Annotated in this window: 25 protein-coding genes and 5 pseudogenes; 10 read left to right on the top strand and 20 right to left on the bottom strand. The window is 67.1% G+C overall.

Features of this window, described 5'->3' with window-relative positions:
* Positions 1-489 precede the first annotated feature (489 nt).
* On the top strand, positions 490-837 hold the full coding sequence (locus CR470_RS01685) for a hypothetical protein (protein ID WP_097865776.1): 348 nt from the start codon (positions 490-492) through the stop codon (positions 835-837).
* Between the two features lie 437 nt (positions 838-1,274).
* Here the strand turns inward: CR470_RS01685 and CR470_RS41080 are convergent, their stop codons facing one another.
* Both CR470_RS41080 and CR470_RS41075 read right to left on the bottom strand, forming a co-directional pair.
* Positions 1,275-2,309 carry a hypothetical protein gene (locus tag CR470_RS41080; RefSeq protein WP_306667781.1) on the bottom strand — a complete coding sequence of 345 codons (1,035 nt, stop codon included), beginning with the start codon at positions 2,307-2,309 and terminating at the stop codon, positions 1,275-1,277.
* A gap of 237 nt (positions 2,310-2,546) precedes the next feature.
* Positions 2,547-3,317: pseudogene (locus CR470_RS41075) on the bottom strand (pentapeptide repeat-containing protein); the annotation flags it as partial.
* A gap of 126 nt (positions 3,318-3,443) precedes the next feature.
* Between CR470_RS41075 and CR470_RS39255 the strand changes: the two are divergent.
* Positions 3,444-3,641 (top strand): hypothetical protein, encoded by a 198-nt coding sequence (locus tag CR470_RS39255; protein WP_179892081.1) that lies wholly within the window; start codon positions 3,444-3,446, stop codon positions 3,639-3,641.
* A 70-nt stretch (positions 3,642-3,711) separates the two neighbouring features.
* On the opposite strand, the gene CR470_RS40205 is transcribed toward CR470_RS39255, so the two are convergent.
* The gene (locus tag CR470_RS40205; RefSeq protein ID WP_257138335.1) at positions 3,712-3,846 is read right to left on the bottom strand and encodes a hypothetical protein; all 135 of its coding nucleotides are present in this window, start codon (positions 3,844-3,846) and stop codon (positions 3,712-3,714) included.
* A gap of 38 nt (positions 3,847-3,884) precedes the next feature.
* A complete protein-coding gene (locus tag CR470_RS01675; RefSeq protein WP_097865775.1) occupies positions 3,885-4,172 on the bottom strand; it encodes a helix-turn-helix domain-containing protein in 288 nt (95 codons plus the stop codon).
* A gap of 194 nt (positions 4,173-4,366) precedes the next feature.
* Between CR470_RS01675 and CR470_RS40200 the strand changes: the two genes are divergently transcribed.
* The 3 genes from CR470_RS40200 (at position 4,367) to CR470_RS01665 (ending at position 7,202) form a co-directional block, all read left to right on the top strand.
* Complete coding sequence (locus CR470_RS40200; RefSeq protein ID WP_257138334.1) at positions 4,367-4,831, top strand: Helicase associated domain protein; 465 nt, start codon at positions 4,367-4,369, stop codon at positions 4,829-4,831.
* A complete protein-coding gene (locus tag CR470_RS38595; RefSeq protein WP_257138339.1) occupies positions 4,756-5,106 on the top strand; it encodes a helicase associated domain-containing protein in 351 nt (116 codons plus the stop codon). The genes CR470_RS40200 and CR470_RS38595 overlap by 76 nt, the downstream gene beginning before the upstream one ends.
* A gap of 230 nt (positions 5,107-5,336) precedes the next feature.
* Positions 5,337-7,202 carry an ATP-dependent nuclease gene (locus CR470_RS01665; RefSeq protein WP_097865773.1) on the top strand — a complete coding sequence of 622 codons (1,866 nt, stop codon included), beginning with the start codon at positions 5,337-5,339 and terminating at the stop codon, positions 7,200-7,202.
* A 1,047-nt stretch (positions 7,203-8,249) separates the two neighbouring features.
* On the opposite strand, the gene CR470_RS01655 is transcribed toward CR470_RS01665, so the two are convergent.
* The 3 genes from CR470_RS01655 to CR470_RS01645 are packed head-to-tail and all read right to left on the bottom strand — an operon-like array spanning position 8,250 to position 11,286.
* Positions 8,250-8,651 (bottom strand): DUF6009 family protein, encoded by a 402-nt coding sequence (locus CR470_RS01655; RefSeq protein WP_097865771.1) that lies wholly within the window; start codon positions 8,649-8,651, stop codon positions 8,250-8,252.
* Entirely contained in the window at positions 8,648-10,177 is a 1,530-nt protein-coding gene (locus CR470_RS01650; protein WP_097865770.1) for a DNA primase family protein, read from the bottom strand. Before CR470_RS01650 ends, CR470_RS01655 begins: the two co-directional genes overlap by 4 nt.
* On the bottom strand, positions 10,174-11,286 hold the full coding sequence (locus CR470_RS01645; protein WP_257138333.1) for a bifunctional DNA primase/polymerase: 1,113 nt from the start codon (positions 11,284-11,286) through the stop codon (positions 10,174-10,176). Before CR470_RS01645 ends, CR470_RS01650 begins: the two co-directional genes overlap by 4 nt.
* A gap of 685 nt (positions 11,287-11,971) precedes the next feature.
* Between CR470_RS01645 and CR470_RS01640 the strand changes: the two genes are divergently transcribed.
* Positions 11,972-12,754 (top strand): hypothetical protein, encoded by a 783-nt coding sequence (locus CR470_RS01640; protein ID WP_097865768.1) that lies wholly within the window; start codon positions 11,972-11,974, stop codon positions 12,752-12,754.
* Positions 12,755-12,806: 52 nt separating this feature from the next.
* On the opposite strand, the pseudogene CR470_RS01635 reads toward CR470_RS01640, so the two are convergent.
* Positions 12,807-13,472: pseudogene (locus CR470_RS01635) on the bottom strand (IS110 family transposase); the annotation flags it as partial.
* 142 nt (positions 13,473-13,614) lie between these two features.
* Here CR470_RS01635 and CR470_RS01630 point away from each other — a divergent pair.
* A pseudogene (locus tag CR470_RS01630) lies at positions 13,615-14,499 on the top strand (transposase); the annotation flags it as partial.
* Positions 14,500-14,561: 62 nt separating this feature from the next.
* Here CR470_RS01630 and CR470_RS01625 read toward each other — a convergent pair.
* Positions 14,562-15,293, bottom strand: a complete 732-nt coding sequence (locus tag CR470_RS01625) for an HNH endonuclease family protein (RefSeq protein WP_097865767.1) — start codon at positions 15,291-15,293, stop codon at positions 14,562-14,564.
* Positions 15,294-15,864: 571 nt separating this feature from the next.
* Between CR470_RS01625 and CR470_RS01620 the strand changes: the two genes are divergently transcribed.
* Entirely contained in the window at positions 15,865-16,224 is a 360-nt protein-coding gene (locus CR470_RS01620) for a VOC family protein (protein ID WP_097865766.1), read from the top strand.
* A gap of 64 nt (positions 16,225-16,288) precedes the next feature.
* Here CR470_RS01620 and CR470_RS01615 read toward each other — a convergent pair whose 3' ends face one another.
* The 3 genes from CR470_RS01615 to CR470_RS39250 form a co-directional block, all read right to left on the bottom strand.
* Positions 16,289-17,032 (bottom strand): hypothetical protein, encoded by a 744-nt coding sequence (locus tag CR470_RS01615; RefSeq protein ID WP_097865765.1) that lies wholly within the window; start codon positions 17,030-17,032, stop codon positions 16,289-16,291.
* Entirely contained in the window at positions 17,029-18,009 is a 981-nt protein-coding gene (locus CR470_RS01610; RefSeq protein WP_097865764.1) for a hypothetical protein, read from the bottom strand. Before CR470_RS01610 ends, CR470_RS01615 begins: the two co-directional genes overlap by 4 nt.
* A gap of 248 nt (positions 18,010-18,257) precedes the next feature.
* Positions 18,258-18,413, bottom strand: a complete 156-nt coding sequence (locus tag CR470_RS39250; protein ID WP_179892090.1) for a hypothetical protein — start codon at positions 18,411-18,413, stop codon at positions 18,258-18,260.
* Positions 18,414-18,780: 367 nt separating this feature from the next.
* Between CR470_RS39250 and CR470_RS01605 the strand changes: the two genes are divergently transcribed.
* Positions 18,781-20,583 (top strand): hypothetical protein, encoded by a 1,803-nt coding sequence (locus CR470_RS01605; protein WP_143663743.1) that lies wholly within the window; start codon positions 18,781-18,783, stop codon positions 20,581-20,583.
* Between the two features lie 47 nt (positions 20,584-20,630).
* On the opposite strand, the gene CR470_RS01600 is transcribed toward CR470_RS01605, so the two are convergent.
* Both CR470_RS01600 and CR470_RS01595 read right to left on the bottom strand, forming a co-directional pair.
* Positions 20,631-21,302: an SMI1/KNR4 family protein gene (locus tag CR470_RS01600; RefSeq protein ID WP_097865762.1), complete on the bottom strand. Its 672-nt coding sequence runs from the start codon at positions 21,300-21,302 to the stop codon at positions 20,631-20,633.
* Between the two features lie 201 nt (positions 21,303-21,503).
* Positions 21,504-21,785 carry a restriction endonuclease gene (locus CR470_RS01595; protein ID WP_373561382.1) on the bottom strand — a complete coding sequence of 94 codons (282 nt, stop codon included), beginning with the start codon at positions 21,783-21,785 and terminating at the stop codon, positions 21,504-21,506.
* A gap of 114 nt (positions 21,786-21,899) precedes the next feature.
* Between CR470_RS01595 and CR470_RS01590 the strand changes: the two are divergent.
* Positions 21,900-22,445, top strand: a pseudogene (locus CR470_RS01590) (transposase); the annotation flags it as partial.
* Between the two features lie 55 nt (positions 22,446-22,500).
* On the opposite strand, the pseudogene CR470_RS38585 reads toward CR470_RS01590, so the two are convergent.
* The 6 genes and pseudogenes from CR470_RS38585 to CR470_RS01570 form a co-directional block, all read right to left on the bottom strand.
* Positions 22,501-22,623: pseudogene (locus tag CR470_RS38585) on the bottom strand (IS5/IS1182 family transposase); the annotation flags it as partial.
* 79 nt (positions 22,624-22,702) lie between these two features.
* Positions 22,703-23,164, bottom strand: coding sequence for a hypothetical protein (locus CR470_RS01585; protein WP_107489429.1), 462 nt, complete (start codon positions 23,162-23,164; stop codon positions 22,703-22,705).
* Positions 23,146-23,271, bottom strand: a complete 126-nt coding sequence (locus CR470_RS40195) for a hypothetical protein (RefSeq protein WP_257138331.1) — start codon at positions 23,269-23,271, stop codon at positions 23,146-23,148. Before CR470_RS40195 ends, CR470_RS01585 begins: the two co-directional genes overlap by 19 nt.
* A 65-nt stretch (positions 23,272-23,336) precedes the next feature.
* Entirely contained in the window at positions 23,337-23,933 is a 597-nt protein-coding gene (locus tag CR470_RS01580) for a phage holin family protein (RefSeq protein WP_097865761.1), read from the bottom strand.
* Positions 23,930-24,394: a hypothetical protein gene (locus tag CR470_RS01575; RefSeq protein WP_097865760.1), complete on the bottom strand. Its 465-nt coding sequence runs from the start codon at positions 24,392-24,394 to the stop codon at positions 23,930-23,932. The genes CR470_RS01580 and CR470_RS01575 overlap by 4 nt, the downstream gene beginning before the upstream one ends.
* Positions 24,391-25,236 carry a hypothetical protein gene (locus tag CR470_RS01570; protein ID WP_218923745.1) on the bottom strand — a complete coding sequence of 282 codons (846 nt, stop codon included), beginning with the start codon at positions 25,234-25,236 and terminating at the stop codon, positions 24,391-24,393. Before CR470_RS01570 ends, CR470_RS01575 begins: the two co-directional genes overlap by 4 nt.
* Between the last annotated feature and the right edge of the window lie 89 nt (positions 25,237-25,325).

Genomic DNA, 25,325 nt, shown 5'->3' with positions numbered 1-25,325 from the left:
CCCTCCGGGGGAACGACGCACGATCCTACGGATCGTAAAGACGATAAAGCCCTACGGGCTTTTAAACAATTCCTCCGGAATTGTTTATGAATTCCTCCGGAATTCAAAAAGACGGGTGGGCGGTCGGACTGGTCCCGACGCTCCGCGTCGGGGCGGGTGGTGACGGGTGGTCGGGTGGGGATCCTTCCGGCTCCGCCTACAGGACGGCCCGCTGTGCGGGCTGCTGGCAATAAGGGAGGGGCTGTTTGGGGCGGTCGTGCGTCAACTGGCCGGACCGGGTCGGGCCCTGAGTCTGCATCACTCCCCGGGCCTGGGTACGGGTTGGGGATCTGCCCTATCCCCTCCCTATCGGACTGCTCCGCAGTGCATCACGATGCAGGCGGGGGTAGATATTGGGATTCTGCGCCACCCCCTCCGGACTCTCCGGACGTACGGAGTAATGGCTGTCCCTCAATTCATGGCGGGACAGCCATTAGGTAGAATCTTCAGGTGAAACCAAACTTTACGACCATTCGGCGAATTCCAGATAAAGAACTATCACCAAAAGAAATTCGATACTTGGCGCTAGTGCAGGTTGACCTCATGGCGCTCTACCGCCGTTGGGGGCGGCCCGATATCGGAGTGGACGCACTGGCCGAATGGCTGTGTTTCGCTTTCGCGTTGCCCAGCGGGGAAAAGTTCACCCTACAGCGAGAGGCTTACAATCCGCCTACGCCCGGATTTCTCCTCAGCGTAACCAACGCACTCTTCTCCGCAGAAGCAGCGGGGCAAGTGATCGAATCGCTTGACATTCCAGAGGCATGCGCAATCGAGTTGAGTTCCGAGGTGGCAAACTGAACAGAACTCCGGAACGGCTCGCCGCAGGGACCCGGCCACCATGGGCCCGGCCCCTCGGGAAAATCCGGGTGGCGGGCGGGGACTGGGCGGAGGCTCGGGCCGGAGAGCCACCGCACCACGGTCCGCGGTGACCGCTCCGCTGCTTGCGGGTCCGGCTGCCGCTCCCCGGGCTGGAGACCGCCGCACAGACAGCCGCACAGGCCGCCTACGGGGGCAGCGGGACACCCTCCCCCGGCTCTCCAGGGGGCGCGGGAACACGCCCTGCGGGCGGCGGACAGCCTGATCACCGCCGCAGGAACCGCACTCACCCCATTAGGCGCGCCACGGAACCCGCAGAGGGCTGTCACCGGGACGCGGCAGAGCCTGCGGCTTCCGGCCTCCGGGGGGACGTCGCTGACCTGATTCCTGACCCGCGCGGGCTTGTGGGGTTGGTTCTGTCAGCGTTTGACGCGGTTGCGGACGGCGAGGACCGTGAGGCCGAGCAGGACGGGTTCGGTCAGACGGGACGTCATCTCGATGTAGGTGCCGGCGGTGGTGAGGTCCTGCCCGGAGGAACGGAATACCACCGAGTCGAGTGTGACGTTCAGCGCCTTCTCGAAGCGTTCCCCGGTGAACCTGTCGCCTTTCGGGTTCTGCCGATCAGCTTTGCCGATCTCAAAGGTGACCTTGCCGCCGCCGGCCGGGACGGTCCCGGTCGCTTCCTGTTTCGGGGAGTCCCGGGCGATCCCGAAGCCCATCAGCAGCACCACCGTGGCGAGCATGGTGGCAGCGAGCCAGTACAAGGCCCGCGAGGCACGCAGGCCGTACCCGGACAGGGCCCAGTATCCGTGCAGCAGCCCGCGTTCGGTACGAGTCGTGCCCTCACGGTCGTGACGGCGCATCTCCATCTCGCCGTAATAGAAATCCGCCGCTCCCGGCTCGTTCTTGCTGTCCTCGAACGACTTCCGCAGCGCCCGGTACACCGGTGCCAGCTGCGCCGGTCCGACGTGTCTGGTGCTGAACTCCGCTTCGTTCCAGCCGGGGATCGCTGCTGGCTGGTCGGCGCGCCAGTGGTGTTCTTCGGCGAGGGTGCGGCGCTCGGTGAACCGGACCGGGCGCCCGTGGCGCCAGACGGTGCGGGAGGGGACCTTGGCGAAGGTGCAGGCGCCCTCCAGTCTCAGCTGGTCCAGATGCACGGTCCCGGTGAACAGGCACTGCGACAGGTCGACATCGGCGAGGACCAGGTGAGCCGCGTCCACCCCCCGCAGCGAAGCCATCCGCACCCCGGCATCGGGCGCGCCGTCAAGACCCTGTTCTGCCATCGGCCCTCCGTCGGTGAGCTCGAAAGGACTGGCCTCCGCGGCGATCGTCAGGGGGTGCTCGAAGACCGCGTGGGCGAAGTCCACCGTGGTGTAGCGCAGACGCAGCTCCGCCGTCGCGGACCAGCGGGTCCGCCGGCACTCCAGCTCGCACGCGGCAAGCAAAAGGGACACCGGACCACCGAACACCGCCCCCGACAACCGCACCCGCCCCGCACACACCAACGGCCCGAAGCTGTCCGCCCGCTCGAAGACCGCCGACTCAAACACGGCATCACCCATGAAGGCCGCCGACTCGAACCCGGCACCGCCCGTGAAGGTCGCCGACCCGAACACGGCGTCACCTGTGAAGGTCGCTGACTCGAACCCGGCGTCACCTGTGAAGGTCGCTGACTCGAACCCGGCGCTGGCCGTGAAGGTCGCCGACTCGAACCCGGCGTCGCCCGTGAAAGTCGCCGACTCGAACCCGGCGTCGCCCGTGAAAGTCGCCGACTCGAACCCGGCGTCGCCCGTGAAAGTCGCCGACCCGAACCCGGCACCTTCCGTGAAGGTCGCCGACCCGAACCAGGCGTCGCCCGTGAAGGTCGCCGCCACGAACCCGGCGCTGGCCGTGAAGGTCGCCAACCCGAACCCGGCGGTGCCCGTGAAAGTCGCCGACCCGAACACGGCAACGCCCGTGAAGGTCGCCGCCAAGAACCCGGCGTGGCCCGTGAAGGTCGCCGAGTCGAACCCGGCGGCGCCCGTGAAGGCCGCCGCCAAGAACACGGCGTCGCGCTCGAAGGTCGCCGACCCGAACCTGGCGTCGCCCGTGAAGGTCGCCGCCTCGAACCCGGCGGCGCCCGTGAAGGTCGCCGACCCGAACCTGGCGGTGCCCGTGAAGGTCGCTGACTCGAACCTGGCGTTGCCGAGTCTGGGGTGGTTGGTCGCGGGGTCGCGGAGAGAGTTGAGGAGGGCATCGAGGAGGGGCTCGGTGAAGAGGGTGCCGCGGTGGTCGATGTCGGTGCCGGGGGCCAGGCCGGCCAGATAGGTGTCGCGGTCGGGATCGGCCAGGTGGGCGAGACACGCGGGGTGGCCGGGGACGTGGATGCCGCGGCATCCGACGGGGTCCTCCGCAGTGGTGCCATGGCCGCAGTGCGGCCAGTCGGGCGGAGTCAGGGAAGGGCCGGAGCTCGGGTGCAACATACCTGAAAGACGATCGCGCACGGCCTGATGGTTGCTGGCCCGTCCTCCCGCATGGCCCACTGCACTGAAATCTTCGCTGCCGCACGAAAGGCGTACTGAAATGAATCGTGCGCCACTGAAATCTGCGTGCAGTCCGACATCCAGGAAGCACGCACTCACCCCATAGACACCCACAAGACCCGCAGAGCCCGCAGCACCCGCCCCGCCGGCGGACACCACGGACTCCACGCGTCCCGACGACAGCCCGGCGCGCACCTCCACCACAACAACGGGCACAACCTCGACCAACCCCTCCTGGCCCGCTACCTCGCCGGCCTTGCCTGACCGTAAATCAGCCCCGGTCGGACCTGTCAGAACCAACAGGTCCGACCGGGGCTGATCCGTATGGTCGGCGCTATCCGGCGGCGCGCTCATGGAAGAACAGGCTGGCCCTGTCGAGGAGGGCCTCGACGGTCATTCCCAGGCGCTTCGCCTCCAGCGTCGTCAGGGTCGCCGCCAGTTGGACGGTTACCCCGTACAGAGCGTGCATCCCAACGGCGCCGTGCCTCTGGACTGCGGTGGCGGGGGTCAGGGGTGGATGGTGAGCTGGGCGGCGCCGGGCATCGGTGCGCGGCGGCGGGCGGGCAGGCAGTGGATGGCGCGGTCGACGCCGACGAGGAGGTCTCCGACGGGGATGCCGTAGTGGGCGGAGAGGTTGTCGACGTCGGTGAGGGTCCAGGTTGCGGTGCCGGACTGTTTGCGGCTGATCTGGGTCTGGCTCAGGCGGAGGCCGGCCGCGAGGTCGGCCTGTCGCTCGCCGGTGAGGTGCATGAGGGCGGCGACGGTGAGCCGCAATGTCTGCTCTGTGCTGGGCATATGCGTACTCCGCATCAGAGCCGGGGACCGGCATCGTGGCGGCGGCCTTGAGGCGGCCGGAGATCACCGCGCCGACCGTGCGGTGCAGCGGGTCGGGCAGCGAGCGGGCGATCACCTCCCACAGCAGCGGCACCGGCCACCTTGCCGCGAGGAGCCCGGACACCATGAGGCCCTGGTCCCGGAGCGTGGCTCCGGTGAGCAGCAGCTCGGGGTGTGCCGCGCCGATCGCGCCCAGCAGATCGATGCCGGGCGAGGAGTCGACCCGCACCGGACCACGGGCCGGGGCACCTCTGGGTATCTGGGTCAAGCGCCAGTGCACCCTCTACGGCAGCCTCCACCCCGACCAGCAACACCTGCTCGCCGCGATCGGCATCACCCGCGACGCCGCCCGGGCGCGGGTCGGCCCGCGTGACTCCCGCCGGCTGACCACCACCCCGCGCTTCGATACCGACGTCGCCCATGCCCGCTCGTACACGGCCCAGCACGGACACCTCGCCGCACGCTCGAGCAAGGAACACGAAGGGTTCCCGATCGGACGCTGGCTGGCCGAACACCGCCAACGCGCCCGCAAAAGAACCGCGACATCACCGTCCAGCACGGCCGCCTCACCCCGGACAAACACACGCGACAAGACGGCTTCTCCCTCGGCACATGGCTGAGCCGCCAACGCCGCAACGCTCGCGCCGGCGCCCTCTCCGCCACCACCGCAGCCGCCCTCGCCAGCTTGGATCCGTGGTGGAACCCGCCCTGGCCCTACCCCTGGCAGCAATACCGCACCACGATCAGCGGGAACGAATCCGTCCCGGACACACTCCAACGGTGGGCCAGAGCGCAGCGCAGGCAATGGAGTACCCTCCACCCCGCCCAACAACATCTACTCACCCACACCGGCATCACTGGACGAGATCGCAGTGTCCGACAGACCGGCGGGTAACCCGTAGTGACCATCCACTCCACCATGGTCAGGGGCGCTCCCATCGTCTGAGATATGATCTTCGATCGCCCTTCTACGCTGACGCGCCCTCTGCGACGTTGGGATCCCGGCTCTCCCGTGCCTCATCAGACGCTAGAGTTTTCCCACGTCGCCCCGAAGTGGCGTGATTCAACGGCGCGTTAACGGCTGCTGGCCACCAGCGTGTCCGTGCTGTACTGCAAGGGAGCATTGTGCGACTCGTCGAACTCAGCGTCACTAATTTCCGCTCGCTGGGCGACGTCCAGAGCATGCCGATCCATAAGCAGACCATCCTGACGGGCCACAACGACTGCGGGAAAACAGCGACTTTGGACGCCATCGCCTTCCTGCTAGGCGAGCGCCCCCCCGCGGACAGCGATGTCTCTCAGTTTGCCGAGAGTGAACCCACGCGCGCTGCCCTGCCGGCGGCCGACGATGTTGGGGCACCGGTCGCGGTGACGGTGGAAGGGCGGTTCGACCTATCCGAAGTCGAGAAGAAGGCCCTGGGGCTCAGCTCTTCCATCCAGGTGCGCCGTCGGCACGTGGAAGGCGAAGGCGTCTCGCTCGAGTGGCTGGCGCAGGTGCCGCAGAATCCCGCACTACGGAACGTCTCCTCGCTGAAGGTGCCTGAGCTCCGCACCCTTGCCTCCGATGTAGGCGTCAAGTTGCGGGAGGGCCAGCCGAACGTCAAAGCGAGCTGGACCGAGGTTCTCGAGGATTATGTGGCCTCAGCCCCAACGGTTGCCGGTTGGACGCAGGCGCCCGAGCACGTCGTCAGCGCCCTGCCTCAGCTTCTCTATTTCCGAGGCGACGCCGCGGAGACTCCTGACACTGTGGTCCGCAGCATCCTGACCGCGAAGTTGCGTGAATACACCCTGCGTGAGGAGACCCGACAGAAGATCACCGATCTGGAGTCCGATTTTTCCGGCCTACTCAAGGACGATGCCAGCCGCCTGCAGAAGTTGGTCGAGGAACGATGCGCCCTTGACTCCTTCTCGCTGGAACCGACCGTGCAGTTCCGGCCGACTGTCAGTGGCGTCTCGATGACTGCTGCGGCACCGGGCCAGCGGGCTGTATCACTGGCTGCGGCCGGGGCGGGCCGGTCCCGCAGGATTTCGCTGGCCCTGTGGGAGGCCAGTCAACAGCTTCTCTCAGAATCAGCAAGGGACGGCGCCGCGGGCGGAGTGATCATCGCTTATGACGAGCCCGACACGCACCTTGACTATGAGCACCAGCGTCGCATCATGGACATGATCAAGGTATCGGCGTCCGCCGAGCAATCCACCGTGATCGTTGCCACCCATTCCCTGAACCTGATCGACGGCGTCGACATCCAGGACATCGTGCATCTCAACAGTAGGGATGGGCGGGCCTACGTACAGTCACTCGGCGCAGAGGACAGCGACGAGGATACTCGGCGCTTCCTCTCGAACATGGCGGTTTCCCTGGGCTTCCGCAACAGTGTCCTCCTGCACGAACGGTGTTTCGTCGGGGTGGAGGGCCCCACCGAGTACGCGGCACTGCCAGCACTGTTCAAGCTGGCGTTCGGCTACCCGGTCCAGTCTGCGGGCATCGCGCTGTGGGACTGCGGCGGCAACGACGGTGCCCTCAACTTCGCCAAATTCCTCAAGAAGCACAAGCGCACCGTCTTGTTCCTGGTCGATGGTGACTCGATCCGCGACAAGGAAAAGGAGTTCAGCCTCAATCGTCTGGAGAAGTACGGTTTCACCGAGAAGGACTGCCTATTCCTCGGAGACCCGAACGAGCTGGAGGACGTCTTCAGCGATGATCAGTGGGCCGACACCATGAATGCCGAATGGCCCCGCAAGGACGAGCAGCAGTGGACGTCCACCGACGTTGCAGCTCTGCGCAGCACCGGCAAGTTCAGCAAGTCGCTTCACACCCTGCTGTACCAGCACTCCGAGCATGCCCCCCGCAAAAAGGAGAGCATGGTCGTCGAGCTGGCACAGCGACTGCGGCAGCCCTCAGATGTTCCGCCAGCCTTGGTGAAATCGTTCAAAGATGCGATCAAGGTGGCCAGCGAGGCCGGGTTGCGTCACTGGGCCGAGAACGAGTGAGCCAGCCGCGCTGAACGGCGGGCTTTCATTCGGCTAAGACGCTGCTCACGGGTAGGCGCCTCCCATGAGTGCACTCCGGCAGAAGCCACCCACCGTCGGCCATGTCTGCTCTTCTCCTCACCGCACCACCGGCACCCGGACGGCGCGGGAGGATCTGTATGCCGAACACGCACTGCCATGGCACGCACCTCAACACTCTCCACTCGGTCCGTCACTGGCGTACTCAAAGAGTGCCACGCAGCACTGACAATCGGCAGACCGAGAACAGAGCCCAAGCAAGCTGGCACCTCCTGAAAACTCCCGGCAATGACCTGGGCAGGCTGCTAGACGGCAATGGGGCGTCGGCGTCCGTCGCTGGTGGTGTCGATGGGCGCTCTGCAGACGAAGCTAGCGCAGGCATCCACGGCGATCCCGGTACGGGGCGATGCCTGCCTGCCGCACCGGTCGCTGGGGCGATCCCGAGCTCCTGGGCGAGGTCCTCTTGATCGTCGTCAGCTATGGGCGCAGGCACGGCCGTCGGCAGAGCACCGCACGGCGGTGAGACCGCCCCTCGCCCCGCGCCTGACGGTCAGCTTCTTGGGAGATGCCATTACCTGCCCTCACCAGGTTCTGTTGGCTTCGAACACGACAGTGAGCAGCGTTTTGACAGCAGTTCGGGAGGCACTGCGGTAGCTGGCCTGCGTCGAATGTTCACGGCTTTGAGCAGCAGCTCGGGGGCCGGCAGCGAGATCGGCCGTCTGCCGCTTCCGGAGAGGCAGGGCAAAAGCGCTGGCTACGGGGCCAGGTGGTCCGTCGTGGCGGCACCGTTGCCGGGCACCAGGCCCGTGGTCCGTGTTGCTGCCCGACGCCGTGAACATCGACATCGCCGCCGTGCAGGTGCCTCCCGCAACGGTGAACAACTGCTGACGCGAGTCGTGAACAAAGCCAGGGCCAGGTACGGGGGGGGTGGGCGGCGTCAATCGGTGAGGGTGTCCTTGACCCTTTCCTTGGCCTGGTCGGCTCCGCCTTCGGCGGTGAGCCGCTCGTTGTCGACCGGTACGGCCGGTGTCAGAGCGGAAGAGTTATGCCGAGTTCCTGCATGGCGGTGGAAGGCGGGCCGCCCTCGGAGCGCTCGGTCTTGAAGCCCTTGATGCCGGCTGCGAGGGTGCGGGGGTCGACGGCTTCGGCGGGGGCGCCAGTGGCGTAGAGGCCTTGGGGTTGGGTGTCGCGGTCGTGCGGGAGGAGCCAGAAGACCCGGCGGCGGAAGGTTCCTGAGGAGCGGGAGGCTTTGGCTTGAGGGCTCAGGAGTGCGTAGCCGATCATGCGTCCGTCACGGTGGTAGGGGGGTTTGCCGCGGCGGGTGGGCAGGCGGTCCAGGCTCTGGCGGACGTAGTCGAGGTCGGTGGTCTCTTCGAGCCAGACGAGTTCGATCTCGTGGCTGATCTCGTCCTCGGTGATCAGGGAGCTCATGCGTTCGCCTGCCTCTCCTGCTCGGGGAGCAGTCCGATGCCCGGGTAGTACTTGCGCTGGTTGGACAGGATCATTTCCTTCGGGGAAGCCAGGCCGGCGAGTTCGCGGGCGCGGGCGGCGAAGGCGCGTGAGGTCATGGCCGGGGCTCCTTCTTCCTGGCACCAGGTGCGGTAGGCGGCGTAGAGACCGGTCTGTTCGGCCCGCAGTTCTGGGCCGAGGGTGCAGCATTCCTCGAAGAAGCGGCCGGTGTGGTCCTCGGTCTCGGCGTATGCGGTGGTGGCGATGCGGACGCGTTCGGGTCCGGTGAGATTCTTGTCTCCGGCGAGGTAGCGGCGGGCGCCGTCGATGAGCCAGCCGAGGATGCCGGGACCTTCTTCGGTGACGAGGATGTCGGCGAGGTTGTCGATCTTGCGGTCGTCGGAGACGACGCGGGTGAAGGGGATCAGGCGCATGCGGCGCCAGAATGCGAATCCGCCGGTGCCGACCTCGGGCCGGTGGTTGCCCAGGAGCCAGAGCTTGTGGGTGGGCTGGAAGCTGAAGAAGTCCTGGCGCATCCGGCGGGCCTTGATGCGGTCTCCGCCGGTGAGGAGCTTGACCCGGGCCTCGTCGAACTTGTCCCCGTGCTTGACCTCGGAGCAGACGATGACGCGCCGTCCGTGGAGTTCGGCGAGGTCGGTGGGGTGTCCTTCGTAGGGGCGGGCCATGAGGAAGCCGGGTGGGGCGGCGTCCGCGTAGTCGCCGAGGAGTTTCATGAGGACGTCCAGGAGGACGGACTTGCCGTTCTTTCCTGAGCCGAAGAGGAAGGGCAGGACTTGTCCTCCGACGTCGCCGGTGACGGAGTAGCCGAGGAGGAGTTGGAGGAACTCGATCATCTCGGTGCCTTCGGCGTCGTCGCCGAAGGTGTCGGTGAGGAAGCAGTTCCATCGTGGGGTTGGGCTGGGGCGGGGGCCGACTGAGGTGGAGCGGGAGTGGAAGTCCTTGTTCGGGTCCGGGGTTTTCAGCAGGCCGGTGCGGAGGTCGACGATGCCGTCGGGGGTGCATAGGGCGTAGGCGTCGGCGTCGAGGCGTGCGGCGTTGAGGACCATGCCCGGGGCTGATTTGGCCTGGGTGAGCATGGCGTTCATGCCGGTGGTGGAGAGTGCTCGGCGGCGGTGCTGCTGGAGGGCCTGGGTGGTGTAGAGGCCGCGGGGATCGTTGGAGGCGATGCTTTCGGCGAGGTCGCCGGCAGCCCAGACGACGGTGTCGTCCTCGTCGATCTGCCAGCGGGTGGTGTCCCACCTGTACCAGCCCATGCCGGGGACATGCCGGTAGTCGTTGGCGTAGAGCTTGACGAAGAGTTTGGCGTTGCCGCGGTCGGTGAGGGTGTCCGGCAGGAGCCCGTGCTGGGTCGCTTCCCCGGAGGTAGCCGGCACGGGGGGCGGTAGGGCTTGGGCGGGCAGAGGCAGTGGGGCTTGTTCTCGGATCTGTGCGGCGACGAGTTGCGGGTCGAAGTGGAAGAGCGTGTTGTCGTTGCCGGGGGATGTCATCGGCCGCTCCCGGGGTACAGGGGGCGCTTGAGCCCGGCGGCCATGCCGCTGCGGATGATCTGTTGAGCCCGGCGGTCCTGGCCCGGGCGGGCGGCGGCCGCCGTTTGCAGGAGGATGTCCTCGGCTTCTTTCTGGGTGAGACGGCTTGCGGCGACGAGGCCGCCGAGGGTGTAGGCGGCGCGGTTGAGGGTGTCGGAGAACCCGGCTCCCTCAGCGACTTGGCCGCAGGCTTCGACCGGTGCGAGCACGGAGGCGAGGATGTTGTGGGTGTGGTTGCGGCCTCCGCCCGCGGCGATGACGGCCTGCTGTGCTCTCGGGGGCACTGCGCGGGGGGCTGGAACGTCCAGGGCGGGGAGGTGGCCGGTGCGTTCGAGTTCCTGGGCCAGCCAGTCGGGGAGGACGGCAGGACGCCGTACAGTGCCCAGCGGTGTGTAGGTCCCGGCGGTCGTGGTGGTGCCGGGCGCGACGATATAGCCGCCGTGGGCGCGGACGTCTACCTGCCAGGCCAGAGCACGACCTGGGCTGGAGCCGCTGGAACACTGCCACTGGCGGTTGTCCCCTGCCCGGTACCAGACGTGGAGCCCCCCGGACGGTGTCCGCACGCGCAGCGTGTTCGCGTCCTCTGCCGGGCTGGGCATGTTGCGCAGGGCCGCGAGCACGGCGATGGTGTGGAACCCGTTGGTGAGACCGGTGAGGTTGACCTGGTCGCTGATGGGAATCCCTGGCAGGATCCTGTCGCGGCTGGGGGGCTTCGTCGCGTGGGCATCGATGTCGATCACGATGAGTCCTGCCGGGCCACATGCCACACCGGTACCGAACTGGGGGTTGCCACCCCACCAGCGGTCGATGCGGCGCTGGTCCAGCGTTGCCGCGTGAAAACTGTGGCACCAGCGGCCCTCGACAGGGCAGGTACATCCTGCATGAGAGTGGCCAGGCTGCCGGCAGGATTCACAGTTCGCCGCAGGAGTCTTACGGCCGGGAGCCAGGGGGTGGACCGGCCACCCCTGACGGGCGCACCACCTCGCCGTAGCGAGTGGCACATCAGCGACTGAAGGAAGCGAGCCTTCATCCCGTGAGTCGCTGGGGGAAATCCGCAGGTCAGCAGGCATGTACACCCCCTCTTAGCGACCGAAGCGACTGAACAACAAACACACCTTAGCGAACTGCTGCCCGCTGCTGGCGCTGGCGTGACGGGAAGGGCGCGTCTCCAGCCAGTGAGCAATCGGGACTGCCACTGAAACAGCGACTGAAACAGCTGCGCAGCGACCGGAGCCCTCGGTCGCTGCGCATGGTGTTCCCGAAAGCAGCAGCTCAGGGGCATGGCACTGCAGTGACAGCGACTGAAGCGACTGAAGCTCGCTATATATGACGCACACGCGCACACAGGAGGTCTTGATATATGCCTAAGTCCGGTCGCTTCGGTCGCTGTTCGCTCCACTACTCGCTCCTGACCTGCGGTTTCTTCCTCTTGCGACGGAGCGACCGACGGAGTGCCCAGTCGCTCGGCTTGAGTCGCTGACCAGTTCAGCGACTCAAGCGACTCACATCCCCGCACGCACCGGAACGTGCTGCCTCTCAGTTGGCCTGAGCGCGCCGCGCGGGTCGGGCTGGGCAGCGGCCGCTCAACGGTCTTCCGGGGTTCGGGGGTTCGGTATGACCGCCAGGAACTGTTCTCCGCAGGGCTGGGTGCAGCTGTACAGGTGTCGGGCGGGGCCAGGCGCTGGTGGACGAGGGGGGCGCGGCGCAGTTTCCGCACGGGCGAGGTAACCCAGCCGGCGCAGGGGAGGCTTCCCGATGGTGTCGCTGTGGAGCAGGTTCGACTCGTTGCCCGCAGGACGGTTCAATGCCTGGGTGGCGAACTGGGCACAGATGCACGACTGGCAATCTGACGTGGACCGAGTCCCCGAGCTTCTGGGTCGTTTGGAACATGGGGACGACGATGCGGCGTGGTCGGAGTTGGGGCATCGGTTGATGCTGGAGCGCGACCTGGTGTCGCCCGCGGGCATCGCCGCCCTGCCCCATCTCGTGCGTCTCGCACCGGGGAGCACGAAGGCACGGCACTTGGCCGGAGAAATCATGGAGCGCTCGGCAGGACAGCACGGCTGTGACGATCTGCTGGCTGACAGCGCCGACGCGATCGCCGAATTCGGCATCCACCTGGACCGGCACCTGAAGTCCCGACCGGCCGACTACTTGGTGACCTTCCGCGCGCTGCTCGCGGTCCGGGAGCAGTATCACTGGGCCAACGTCCTGGGGGACTTCACGGACGACTTCTACGACCTGTTGTGCCCTCACTGCGCCACGCAAGTCACCGTTGCTATCGGCGACTACGGGCGCTACTCGGCGATCCGTGACTGGAACCTGGGCGACGTGGACCGGCGTGAGCTCCGGCCGACGCCCGTCGAGGAGCTTTCGGGCGTCGGCCGGTGGATGCACGAGATGGCCATCCGCGATGGGGAAGTCGTACTCGCTGAGGGAATCTCCCATCTTTTCGGCAAGGCAGAGTGTCCGAGATGTGCCAGCGTCTTCACCATCGCGGATGAGTATGAGGCCACCAACTGCCCGATCCTCCGGTAGCCCCGCGTGACACCGGCGCACGGCCCTTCTGAGCAGGTGGGGGCAGTTTCCCTCACGCCGCCCGCGAGACCTGGATGACCGAGGCCGGGAAGGCTGCGGCTTCATCAAACTGTTCACGGTGCTGAAGGCAGTGGTGGAGCTGGCCGATCAAGCCGTTGAACACGTTACGCAGGGCGGAAGCGTGCCAGTCGCCGCGTTCGTCGCGGCGGTGGCGATAGCGGACCATGGCCCCGGGTGAGGCGCGAAGGGCTGAGAAGGCCCAGAGGTAGCCGACGTGGTTGAGCCGGTCGTTCTTGATGCGGCGGCGGGTGACGGCAGACTTCTTGCCGGAGGCCCGGGTGATGGGCGACGACCCGGCATAAGCTTTCAGCCCGCGGGCATTGGCGAACCGGTTCCGATCGTCGCCTAACTCGGCCAGCACGCGGGCTCCAAGCTGGGTTCCGAGTCCTGGGAAGCTCAGGATGATCTCCGCGTCCTCGTGTTGGAGGAAGGCCTCCTCTGCGGCCTGGGCAAGGTCGTCCACGGCGGTGCAGGCGGCTTCCAGCTGGGCGAGGAGCGCAAGCATCTGCCGGCCCAGAGCCTTCTCCACCAGCGGCGGATGGTAAGCCCACTCGGCTCGAAAGATCTCCCGGAGCCGCTCGGTCTCGGCCTCGATTCCCCGCTGGCGGCCGGCACGCCGGAGGGCGGCGGCAATCTGAGGGCGGGTCAGGCGGGCGGCGTCGGAGCCGCCTTGAGCTTGTTTTTTTAACGTCCCCTGTTGAAGGGCCGGTTGGCCATTAGTGGGCGATGAGACAACGGTGCGGCCTTGGTGTGATCATGTGCGTTGTCGAGACGCTGTTGATCATGCCAAGGCCGCGAGGGTGAGTCTCCTGCACGACGCTGTTCGCGTCGAGTCCCTGACCGTGTTGTCGCGGTTCCGGACCGACTTCTACGACTGCCTGACCGCCCGCGCGGACGCGTTGTTCGAGCTGACGGACGCGGTGCTGTGCACCGACGGGCCGGTGCGGTCGCTGGTCGACCTCGCGCTGGCGCCCGAGCACCGCCGGGGTCACGGCGCCCTCTACGCCGGTCTGAATCGCGGAGGGGTGGACGTCGCCCGGCTGCGGCGGGTCTGGGCCGGGGTGCCGCTGCCCCGGGCAGCGGACGGCCGGCTGGTGCTGGCCGTCGATGTCTCGCCGTGGCTTCGGCCGGACGCCGGGACCGTGCCGGACCGGTCGTTCTGCCACACCTACGGCCGCGGCAGCGCCAAGCACCAGATGATGCCCGGCTGGCCGTACTCGGTCGTCGTCGCCCTCGAAAGCGGACGCACCTCCTGGACCGCGTTTCTGGACGCGGTCCGCCTGGCCCCCGGCGCCGACCTGGCCGCTGTCACCGCCGACCAGGTCCGCGAGGTGGTCGAACGGCTCGTCGCCGCAGGCCAGTGGACCGAAGGAGACCCGAAGATCCTGGTCGTGCTGGACGCCGGCTACGACGCCCCGCGCATCGCCTATCTGCTGTCCGGCCTGCCCGTCGAGGTCCTGGGCCGGACCCGTTCGGACCGGGTGATGCGCCGCCCGGCGCCCTCGCGGGAGGAGTTCCTCCTGGCCCATCCGAAGGGCGGACGGCCGCCCAAGCACGGCGGGGAGTTCGTCTTCGGCGACCCCGCCACCTGGGGCGCCGAGCAGGCCGTCACGGTCACCGACACCCGCCTCTACGGCAAAGCCACCGCCCAGGCGGTCGAGGGTTTCGGGGCGCCACTCGTGCACGTCGCACACCACCCGGTCCGCCGGCAGGTAGTCGGTGGTTCAGGCCTTGCTGGTGCCGATCGTCAGGCTGCCGGGGTGAAGGTGACCGTTGTGTCCGGGCAGCCGTCCGCGAGGAGCAGTAGCTTGTCGACCTCGGCCTGGTCCGCGGTAAGGCTCCATCGGAGCTTGGTGGCGGTCCAGTCGGCCGTGTAGATGCAGTGGGCGGACGCGGACGGGGGCAGCCACTCCGCAGGGTCCTTGCTCCCCTTGGACCGGTTGGTCTTGAACGTCACGGCCACAAGCGACCGTTCCGCTTCCACGTCGTTGGCGTAGGCCTCACGGCGGTCCGCCTCCCAGTCCTGCGCCCCGGATGACCAGGACTCTTCCAAGGGCACCATGTGATCGAGGTCAAGCTTGCCCGGGTCGGTAACGGTGACGCCGTCGTAGTAGGAGAGCCATTCCCCTCCGGACAGCTTGCATCCGGCGCCCTTCGTCGGGGGCTTCACGGCTTCGGCGAGGAGCACCTCCTCCCGGGTGTCGCATCCGTCGTCGGGGTCGAGGCCGGCGTTCCAGTGCTTGAAGGCCTTGCGGTCGTATCCGCCCGTGGCCTCGGGGGCGACCTCCAGTTGCCCGATCGCTTCCGCAAGGGGGGTGCCGTCGGCCGGTCCGCCGGGGGCACCGGGACTCGCGGTCTGCGACGCCGCCGGTACGGACGGCTTGTCGTCCTGGGCGACGTTCGGCTCGGTGGTGCAGGCGGCGAGGGCCGTGGCCAGCGCGGCGGCAAGCACAGGTGCCAGGATGATGCGACGGTTCATGGGCAGGGCCTCCAAAAAGGGCAACGGTCCCGGACCATGATGGCCGGTCAGCACGGCGTACGGTGACAGAACGCCGAGGTGTCGATCACCTCAGGAGGACGGTTCAGCCGCAGACCGCGGGTGGTCAGCGTTCCACCGGTCCAAGCGCGCTCGCCTTCTGACGATGGCGGCCCGGCCATGGACATCTGCGCTCCTTACGTCCGCGGCCCGGACCGGCCGCGCTTCGAGACTCTCAGTCGACGAGGCCGGTCAGCATCCTTCCGCGTACTGAACCTGTCTCCGCCGGGCGAGCAAGAGCGACTCCGGCTGCTCCACCCAGGGGGGACGGAACGTCAGAAGGTGGCGCCCCTCGTACGCCCAGGTTCACTGGCAAGGAAACTGAACGACTGGGTTCGATGTCGGCGGACAGTCATGTGGGTCGCGGGATACTCCTCGTCGAGGGAGTGGTGACGCGGCCCTCGACATTCTTCGTGAACACCTTCTTGGGCAGAGTTGCGGCCGGGAGATGAACGGGGTGTCCGGGAAGCGTTTCGGGCGAAGCGTTTTGTCGAGTAGATCGTGGAGGTGGGCTGTGTTCAGCACCGTTCGTACCGTGATGACCTTTGCTGTGGATCCGGAGGCGTCGGCGCGGTGGTGGGGTGAGCTCCTGGACGTGCCCGTGAAAATGGAGGTCAGCGACACCGGTGCCGTCTACGCCTGGGTGGAGATCGGTGGGGTTGAGGTGGGCTTCCATCCGGTGGACGACGAGCGCAACCCTCGCGGGGGGAGCCCGGTCGTGTACTGGGGTGTGGATGACGTCGATCAGGTCCGCGAGCGGCTGTTGGCGGCCGGCTGCGAGCATCACCGCGGCCCGCTGACCATTGAGCCCGGCCGGCGCATCGCTCAGCTGCGCGATCCGTTCGGCACGATTGTCGGCGTCGAGGGCCCGTAGAACCCGCCGAACGCCCGCTGCCCCGCCGACCATCTCGGCCGGCGGGGCAGCGGGCGCTCCGCGTCTACCCGTTCAGGCCGTGCAGGCTTTCCAGTCCGGTGGCCGCCGCGTACGCGTGCAGGGCGTTCTTCAGCGTGCCGGCTGTCCAGCGGGCGCCGAGCGCGGCGGTGGCGTCCAGGTACAGGCCCAGCACCCGGGCCGGGCTGAGCTCGTGTCCGGCCTGCCGCAGGACGGCGGGCAGGGTGATCAGATCGATCAGTCCGGTCACGTCCGGGCGCACGCTCTCCACGTCGAGGAGGACCACCTCGCCGTCCGGGCGCCTGCGCAGGTGCTGGGGCTTGAGGTCGAGGTGGCCCAGCGGCACCAGCTCGGTGCCGTAGGCGTCCAGGTGTGCGGCCAGCACCTCGGTGTAGGCCGCCGGGTTCGTGATCCAGGCCGGGGCCGGGGCGCCGTGCAAGGCGGAGAGGGTGAAGCCGGCCAGTGCGTCGGTGGCCTCGGTGGGCAGTCGCAGTGAGGCCGTGTGGACGGCGGCGACGCGTTCGGCCAGTACGGCGGGCATGGCCGACAAGGTCCAGTCGGCGGGCTCGGGCAGGTACTCCAGCAGCAGCGACAGAGACTTTTCTCCTTCCGCGTACAGCCGGGCGACTGGTGCGGTGTCGGCCAGGAGTGCGTACGCCAGGGTCTCCCCGGCGTACGCGGCCGGATCGGAGTGAAGCTTGAGCACCAGCGGGACCTCCGGCGGCGGCCGGTGCACGGTGAACACCGCGGCGGTGTACCGGGCGCTGAGCACGCTGATCCTGCCGTTCACGCCGGCGCGGCGATCCCTGCGGCCAGGTGCAGGTAGGACAGGGCGGCGAGGTCGGGGCGCTGGTGCTCGCCGTAGATGCCGAAGAAGGCGTAGACGAGGCTGTCGAGGGGGCGGCCGATGTGCCAGCACTCCATCGCGCCGCCGGCCACGTCCCACACTTGCAGGCGTCCTTGGAGCAGGGCGAGGTAGTCCTGGAAGAACATCTCGGCGCCGAAGGGGTAGGCGGCCATCGCCTCCTCGCGGCCGGTGGCCTCGACCTGCACGAAGTCGGCGGTGGTGACGTCCCAGGCGAACTGCAGGAGCTTGCCGTTGGGGCCGTCCTTGAGTCGCAGCACTGCGCGGTGGGGGCCGAGCGGGCCGGAGAGGTACTCGTGGATGCTGCACGCGAGCATCCCGGTGCCGGTGGCCAGCAGCTCGCGGCCCAGCTGCGGCAGTGCGACCCGGACTTCGGCGAGGGCCTGGTCCTGGTCCTGGTCGGTGGGCGGCTGGGTGAGCGGGGAGAGCTCAGTGTCGCCGGGGTCGGCCAGGAACGCGGCGTGGGTGGTCAGCGTCTCGTACTCGAAGTCGTCGTCGATCCGCACCCACCCGACCTGGCCGGACGTGACCATCTCTGCGGGCGAGGCCGGGAGGGTCAGGCGCTCGCCGGGGCGCGGGCCGTGGACGTGGAAGAGGTGCTGGAGGCTGTTGGCGGCCGCGGCCATCGCCGGGTGGTCGCAGTAGAGGAACGGCCCGTGCGGCGAGGCCGGGGGCAGGAAGCCGTTGCCGCACAGCGCCACGTCCTGGATCCCGTCGAGCGGGGCGAGGACGTCGAGCAGTAGCTGGTTGAGGACGCTCAAGCCGGTCTTGTGGCGGGTGCCGTCCACGCCGGGCAGCAGGTTGACCGAGGAGGCGGGCATGCCGGGCGGCACGATCTGGGAGTTGTTGGAGACCACGGCCATCCGCGGTGCGGGCTGGGCGCCCTCGGCGACCTGCGGCACGGACGTCGAGGGCAGTGGAGCGTCCGGCGGCGAGTCGGGCCGGGGCTCAGGAAATGGAACACGGGCTGACATTGTCCGGGTTGGAATCCGCGCTTCCACTCGCCTGGTCGATCCGGAAAGGCAGCAGCAGCCGAGGCCGGGTCGTCCCCAGGCTGTTCCGCTGGGCAGCGGCGTGGAGGCCGTGGACACGCTGCATCGTCGTTGCCCACCGGGGCGTCGGCGGCTCCTCATTTCAGGCGCGTGGGAAGTCAGCGCCTGACCGGCGGGCGACTTTCGAGGGACGCCAGCTCAGCCGGGTCGATGGTTCCCTGCTGCCACTTCGACCGGTAGCGCTTGAGTCGGACTCCCAGCGTGTAGCCGGTCTTTGTCTTCCACCCGACCTTCACACCGTTGCTCTGCAGCAAGAGTGCAACCTGATCGTGACCGAGAGTTCCGCAACCGTGTGCAGCGTCACATCTGGTTCCTGTCGAACGTTCAGGGATGTCCGAATAGGTGGCGTTGATGCGTGAGCGCAGTAGCACCTAAGAAGGTGGACAGCGCGACGAATCGACCACCAAGAGTGAGGGCTGCAACTACGTGTCCAGCTTAGCTAGACGAAAAGGCATGACAGCTCGTATAGCCATGGTTGTCGCGGCTGCTCTATTCCTGGGATCCGGAATAGCAACCGCTGCACCTGAGCCCGACTTGCCTCCCGCTTCCACTCCCAATGCCGCTCCTTCATCTCGCCCTGCAGCAGGTCCGGAGAGCAACGTCCTGGCGGGCAACCGCCCAGTGTCGGGCAAGAACCCACAGGCTGGCCCGACCTGGACTCAGGCGGGCGGGGTATGGCAGGTCAACACCACCGAGACGGTCCTGCGCAACACGGTGACCGACAAGGACAACGACAAAGCGAACCTGACGTTCGAGGTCTACACGACCGATTCTTTCGGCAAGCCGAAAACACAAGTAAAACTTGATGACAGCCAGTTCGGTGTCCTCGTGTCCAAGTATGTGTCATCCGGCTCGACGGCTGAAGTCAAGGTCTCACACGGGAGGCTGAAGCCAGGCGTCACTTACGCCTTCCACACTTCTGCCTACGACGGCGGGCTGTATGAGACCGAGTGGTCCCCGTGGGTCAACTTCAAGATCCGCAACCGGGCTGTCGACATCAAACTGCTCGAGCCCAACAAGGACGCTCCGCCCCTCAATCAGGATGGCCACCAGCAGCCACAGGCTATCGCTCAGCCGGACGTACAGCCGGTACCGCCGGCTGTGCCGCCCATGGGACGTAGCGCGGCAGATGGGTGGAACTGTGGTGAGGTGAACGAGAAGACAAACATTCAGCCGTGTTCACGTCTGGTGCCGGACGACAGTAAGAAGACCCGGGCCGCCCTCACCAAGGGGACGACGGCGGCGCTGCCTCATCTGGTCGACTGGTGCGCGGGCTTCGGGAACTCGCACATCAAGCGGTACGAGGCGTGCATCGGCAGCTTCACTTTCGAGTACGTCGGAGTCGTCGTCAAGGACGGCAAACCCACCGGCGAAGTCCTGAACGCCTCGTGGGCTGTCGGCCAAGAGGTGAAGCTGGCGCCGAATTCGGCGACGTTCACCGAGCAGATCACCCTCGTGCCGGTGGCGGTCGATGCGAAGTTCGTGTCGGTGACGCTGGACGTGCGGTTCGACTGCATGATGCCTGACCGGTGCACCAACGGTCCGCATGCGTGGGACGGAGCACTGGAGTGGCTGGGTGCGGATCCGTTCTCGCACACGGCTGTCGGGAAGATCGATCACACCTGGAGCGGGGCCAACAAGGCCGACACGCTGGACTTGTCCACGAAGATCACCGCCTACTCGCCGGTGGCGAACCCGGCTGCCTCGCGCTGGCAGGCCGATGGCGCGCAGATCCGCTGCGACAAGATTTCTTCCGCCACGCCGGGCTGCACGTTCCACAAGTACATTCCGACGTGGGTGATGAACTTCGACAAGACTCCGGCCGCGGTGGCACACGCATGGCTGATCCAATCCAAGCTGCCGAACCATCCGGGCAGCAGAGCGCACAACAAGCCAATGTTCTTCCTGCCGGAGGCTGCCAAGAACGCCCCTGGCCGTGACCCGAACAAGAACCGGGACGTGATTTGCCCGAAGAACAGTGACGGCACAAGCTGGGCGAGCAGACACGGCAACCCGGACGCCACGCTCGTCCCGGAGATCAGCGCGGGCGACAAGGTGTCGTGCGACGAGTTCGCCTATGCCTCCAGCTACAACTCCGGCGGTATGCCCGGTGGCATCATCGGGGGCCTGAATCCGGTCGCTTCGGGCGATGAATGCGTGCAGACTTACGCCACCCGCGTCAAGCAGGGCGAGTGGCACCTGTATGACGACGAACGCAAGGCGGCCCCGACGTGGAACGAGGTCTGCGGCCGCTCCGCCATGTCGAGTTGGATAAATTCGACCTCGATGGGCGGCGCGTTCAGCTCTGGGTTTTCCGGTAAATACCGGCTGCTCGACAAGGACCCCTACTGGGTGAGCTTCCCTCAGTTCGGTCACTGCGACGCCTCTAAGGGGTCCGTGACCTGCACCGTCCCTAAGCCGTAAAACGGCTGGGGGTCCGGCAGGACACTGCCCCTGCCGGACCCCCAGCCTCAACGAGGAGCATCCAAAAGGATCCGGCCCTCGGGAAACTGAGGCTCTTCCCCAGGGGCCACCCATGTCAGCCCTCCGCACACAGTCAACGCGGGCCAATTGTCCTCGTCACGCTGGCCATCGGGTTCAATAAGACAGCGGCCTTGTTCCAGGGCGTCCGCGATCTCGGCGAGCCACTCCTGAAGCGGCCAGCCCGAGGAAGACTCCGGAATGAGTTCCGGTTCGCGGTCGACCACCCATCGGCCGAGATTACCGCAAGATGGCGCACCCGGGCGGGCGTCGAGGTAGAGCCCATGCCACATGTCGTCCGGAGTGCAGGAGATCGGAATTCGGCCCGGTTCGCGTTCCCAATCGCGAGTCTGCATCACATAGGCGCTCTGCAGTTGCTCCAGTCGATACCAGCCCTGCCCCCCGGGCAGGAAGCCGGCGGGCCACCAGCTCTTCCCGTCCTCAGGATCGTCGATCCCGTCATGAAGCCGGTACCAGGCCCGCAGCGCGGGCGGAAACGTCACACCGATCGCCTCCTCCACAGCCGCGATATCGGCCTCACCAGCCGCAGGGCGCAGCAGTGCAGCGGACGCCGGGGCATGAGCATGCAGCCACTTCTCTACACGCTCCCACGCCGCAGTTGCCTGTCCGGCCAAGGCTTCCACATTCCGTTGATCTGCCATACCCCCCACCGTACAAGCGCGTTCGAAAGGCGCCTTTGAGAACTGTCATGATCACCGCAGCAGCGGCCAGTGCCTGTCAACGGTGGGCTACGAGAGGGAGCGATGGCCACCATGCCGATACTCGGCACCCGGCGGCGGGGGCCCGGCGGCCGGTCCGACTCCAAGCCCCGGGCCGGAGACCCCGACCGGCGGGACGGCCGGCTACATGGCGGTCGGGGCGTGTTCGGTGAGGCGATCCAGCCGCGTGTAGAGGGCTCGTACGAGCCTGGTGCGGTTCTGGGCGCAGTGGACGGTGCCTTGTATTGGTAGGGAGAGGCGTCCGGCGGCTTCGCGAAGGATGATTTCGGCGAAGGCACCGCGGCCGTCGTTCTTCGGCAGGGCGGCGGCGTGGCGCTGGACGTCGGCGGCGACCGCGCGGGCGCCACCGGTCAGTTGGACCACGATCTGCTCATAGTCGCGTGGGGTGAGTTCGGGTTCTTCCATGCGAGGACGGCGGTGACGAGCGCTTCGTACGGTGCGCGGTCCAGCGGAAATCGGCTGTTTCCAGGCCGTGGGGAGCGTGGAGCATGGTGTGGGTGTCGCTCATCGCTTCCCTACGACTCCGGCGGCGTCGAGCGGCCCGGCGCCTGGGTCGCGGAGATCACCGACATGCCCGATCTGACCACCTGGCCCAAGGGGATGCGGCTGATCGTCCGCAAGGAACGGCCGCACCCCGGCGCCCAGTTGCGCTTCACCGATCTTGACGGACTGCGGCTGACCTGCTTCGCGACCGACACCAAAGGCGGCCAGCTCGCCGACCTGGAACTGCGTCACCGCCGCCGGGCCCGCTGCGAGGACCGCATTCGCAATGCCCGCGACACCGGCCTGCGCAACCTGCCCCTGCACGACAGTGCCCAGAACCAGATCTGGCTGGAGATTGTCCAGATCGCCCTCGACCTGCTGGCCTGGACGGGGATGCTCGCCCTCACCGGCGACACCCGCCGCTGGGAGCCCAAACGGCTCCGCCTACGCCTGTTCTCCGCCATCGCACGACTCGTGAACACCGGCCGCCGCCGCTTCCTTCGCTTCACCGCCCGATGGCCCTGGAGCGACGTCATCACCCGGGTAACCGACCGACTCCAAGCCCTGCCCGCCCCCGGCTGACAAGCCACTCCGACCGCCCCAACAACCCGCACCACCCCCGGAGAGTGAGGCCTTTTCATCCTGCCTCTGAGCTGGCCTGATGGAGGGTGAGGACGGCCTGGACGATGGCAGTGATGCGGGTGGTCGAGCATCACAACTTGCGCAGGAGCCGCCAGGTCTTGAGGGTGGCCATGGCCTGTCCAAGGTCCCGCCGTCCGTCCAGACCGAACCGTCCGCTCTCTTCGTCCGCTGCGGTCGTCGGCCCTCTGGCGCCCTGGTCATGGTGTGAACACCCACTTTGAGCCCGCGCGCAGGAACGGCGATCCCGGACCGGGCTTGACAGGCCCGCCTTCACCGCCGATCCGGACGCCGTCGAGCTTCCACCCGTCCCGCCACACGTCGTCGTGGGCTTCTGTGAGGAACACGACCGAGCCGGCCAGCTCGGGGTCGCGGAATGCGTAGACCTGCCACTTCGTCCCAGACGCGAACCGGTCCTCCCAGGAGCCGTGGATGACATCGGCGAGCTGAGCTTCGTGCCCCTCGCCGTCAATGTCGCGGTACTCGACGAAAATCGTCTGCCCGCCATCGGCGTCGTCGGAATGCAGGATGGCCCAGGCGGTGCGGGGCGTCGCGTCGAGAGCGGGCAGCGGTCCGCGTGTCCTCCGGCGCAGGTCGATGGACATCCAGACGAGGAAGGGAACCGCAAGCGCGCCGATCCCGATCATGATCCACGTGAGCACGTGGCCCCACCCTGGACGATCGAGAGGATCCCGATGCCGACCCACACGGCGATGCCGCCGATGACGGCCACAGGCATCGCCCAGCCGTACCGGAACAGAAATGGCATGTCGGCTCCGTACCCGGGGCCAAACACCCGCGCGGCCGCCCGACCGAACAGCGATCCGCTCGTCGTCACGGCAGCGCCCCCTTCTCCTCATGATCGGGCCAGCCAGCGAACTGCTCGTCGGCGAGGTCGTCCGGGTCGACGGAGTTATGCCGGAAACAGATCCGCCGCCCCACCCAGGTCTCATCAGGTCTGTCCGGACTGCCGGATCCTCCGCCGGTTCCACAATCTATGTGCCGTCGGATCGTGACCCCGTCAGGGAGCGTGGCCGTCACCGCGAGCTTGTAGAAGGTCGTGGGAGAGCCCTCCCCGTCGTGGCCCTCCCACGATCTGACCTTGTCGATGACGCCGACGGAGCAGTACGCGTCCGCGAATCTCGCCTGGGAGAGCCGGCTCTCGGCGATGCTGTTCAGGATGGCGCCGATCGCGGTCACGCCTAGGGCGATCCCGAATCCCCAGGGGAAGATGTCGTAGCGACTGACGTCGGCGATCCAGAACCAAATGGCGAGCACGATGCTCGCCAGGTTCATCAGCATGAACAGCCCCACCCCGGCGAGCAGGATCCCGCTTGAGATGTCATCGAACCGGGAGAGACGACGGATCCGTGCCCGGGTCTGCGGCGTCTTCGCCCGGGCAGCCCAGAACTCGACGTACTCGTCGCTCATGACCCATATCCTCTCGGCCGGTACGGGAACGGGGAACCCGGACCGACATCGATCGGTCCCGACATGCCGCCCATGTAGACACCGTCAAGGTTGTAACCGCAGCGCCAGACATCGTTGTGCGCCCCAGTGAGTACAACGCGCGTGGTCGCAGGTGAGTAGGGGTAGATCTGCCATATGCTTCCGGGCGTGAACCGGTCGAGCCAGGAATCATCAATGACATCGGCGAGGTAGGTCTGCTGAGTCGTGCCATCGGCGTCGACGTATTCGACCTTCACGTTCGCTTCGGCCGAATCCGACAAACTCGTGTCATAGACGCGGACCACCGTGGCGGGATAGGCGCGGTTCCGATCGATCAGCGGCGGCTGGCGGTTCGGGTGGCGAATCGCTGGCCAGATGACGAGGAGCATCAATATCACGAACAGTGCGCTCAGGAGGGCCGCTGGCCAGGGCATCCACGTCATCTCGTCAGCCGCCCCTCATTCTTGCGCCCAGATTTCCGGCGGAGCTTTCTGCGGATCTTCTGCAGCTTCTTCGGCACCGGCACGGGCGTGATGGTCACCTCGTCCGAACCGTCCCGCGGTTCGGTGATGAGTACCCACTCGTGCTCTGCGGTGGTGCCGGCTGTCGCGGAGACGGGAAGGTGAAGGATGAAGTAGCCACCCTCTGCGTGTGCGCCGAACAGCGTCGCCGAGGAGAGTGGGTTCGATCGGGCGGGAGGCAGGCCCTTGCGCGAGAGCCACTCCTCGAACGCCGCATGGATTCCCGTCGCCTGGCGGTCGTCCAGACTATGGTCGAGGGCGATGTACGTCGCCCAGCTCGCCTCGCCATCGTCATAGTCCAACGACCCGCGATGGATCGAGTGCACGACGCCGTGCTCGAAGATCCACTCGTTCTCGGCCCGCAGATTCCGCAGCATGCTCGGTCGCAAGAACAGCAACCCGAGGGCGATGAGCAGCCAGACACTGGCGCCGATCCACGCGAGCCACGGCACCCAGTCCGGCCAGGAGTCGCGGCTCTCGCCATTGACCGTGATATTCCAGCCAGCACCGGTCGGATCCGTGACGGTCTGATAAGTCAGAAACGCGACGGCGGCAAGGGGGAGGACCACCCAGAACACCGGCGCGTAGACCAGCTCTGTGCGACGCAAGTCTTCACTGCCCGCCCACCGGGCAACTTCATCGACCGACTCCGGTCGGGGTGCATCGCGGGGGCGGTCGGGACGGGGCGGCATCGATGCGGGATCCCTCGCCCAGATCCCAGCATGTTCGCCGGGCATCTGACTGGTGAAACTGTGCTGACCCATATCGCCCCCCTTGCCGTCGGGTCAGGGGCCACCATGATGCGATGCAAGTATCTGTGTCGACGAAGGCGTGTGACGTCTCCTTCTGTCTG

It is taken from the genome of Streptomyces sp. rh34, assembly GCF_002551245.1.
Taxonomy (GTDB): domain Bacteria; phylum Actinomycetota; class Actinomycetes; order Streptomycetales; family Streptomycetaceae; genus Streptomyces.
The sequence above is the reverse complement of the archived record's forward strand: the minus strand, read 5'-3'. Positions and strand labels throughout refer to the sequence as shown.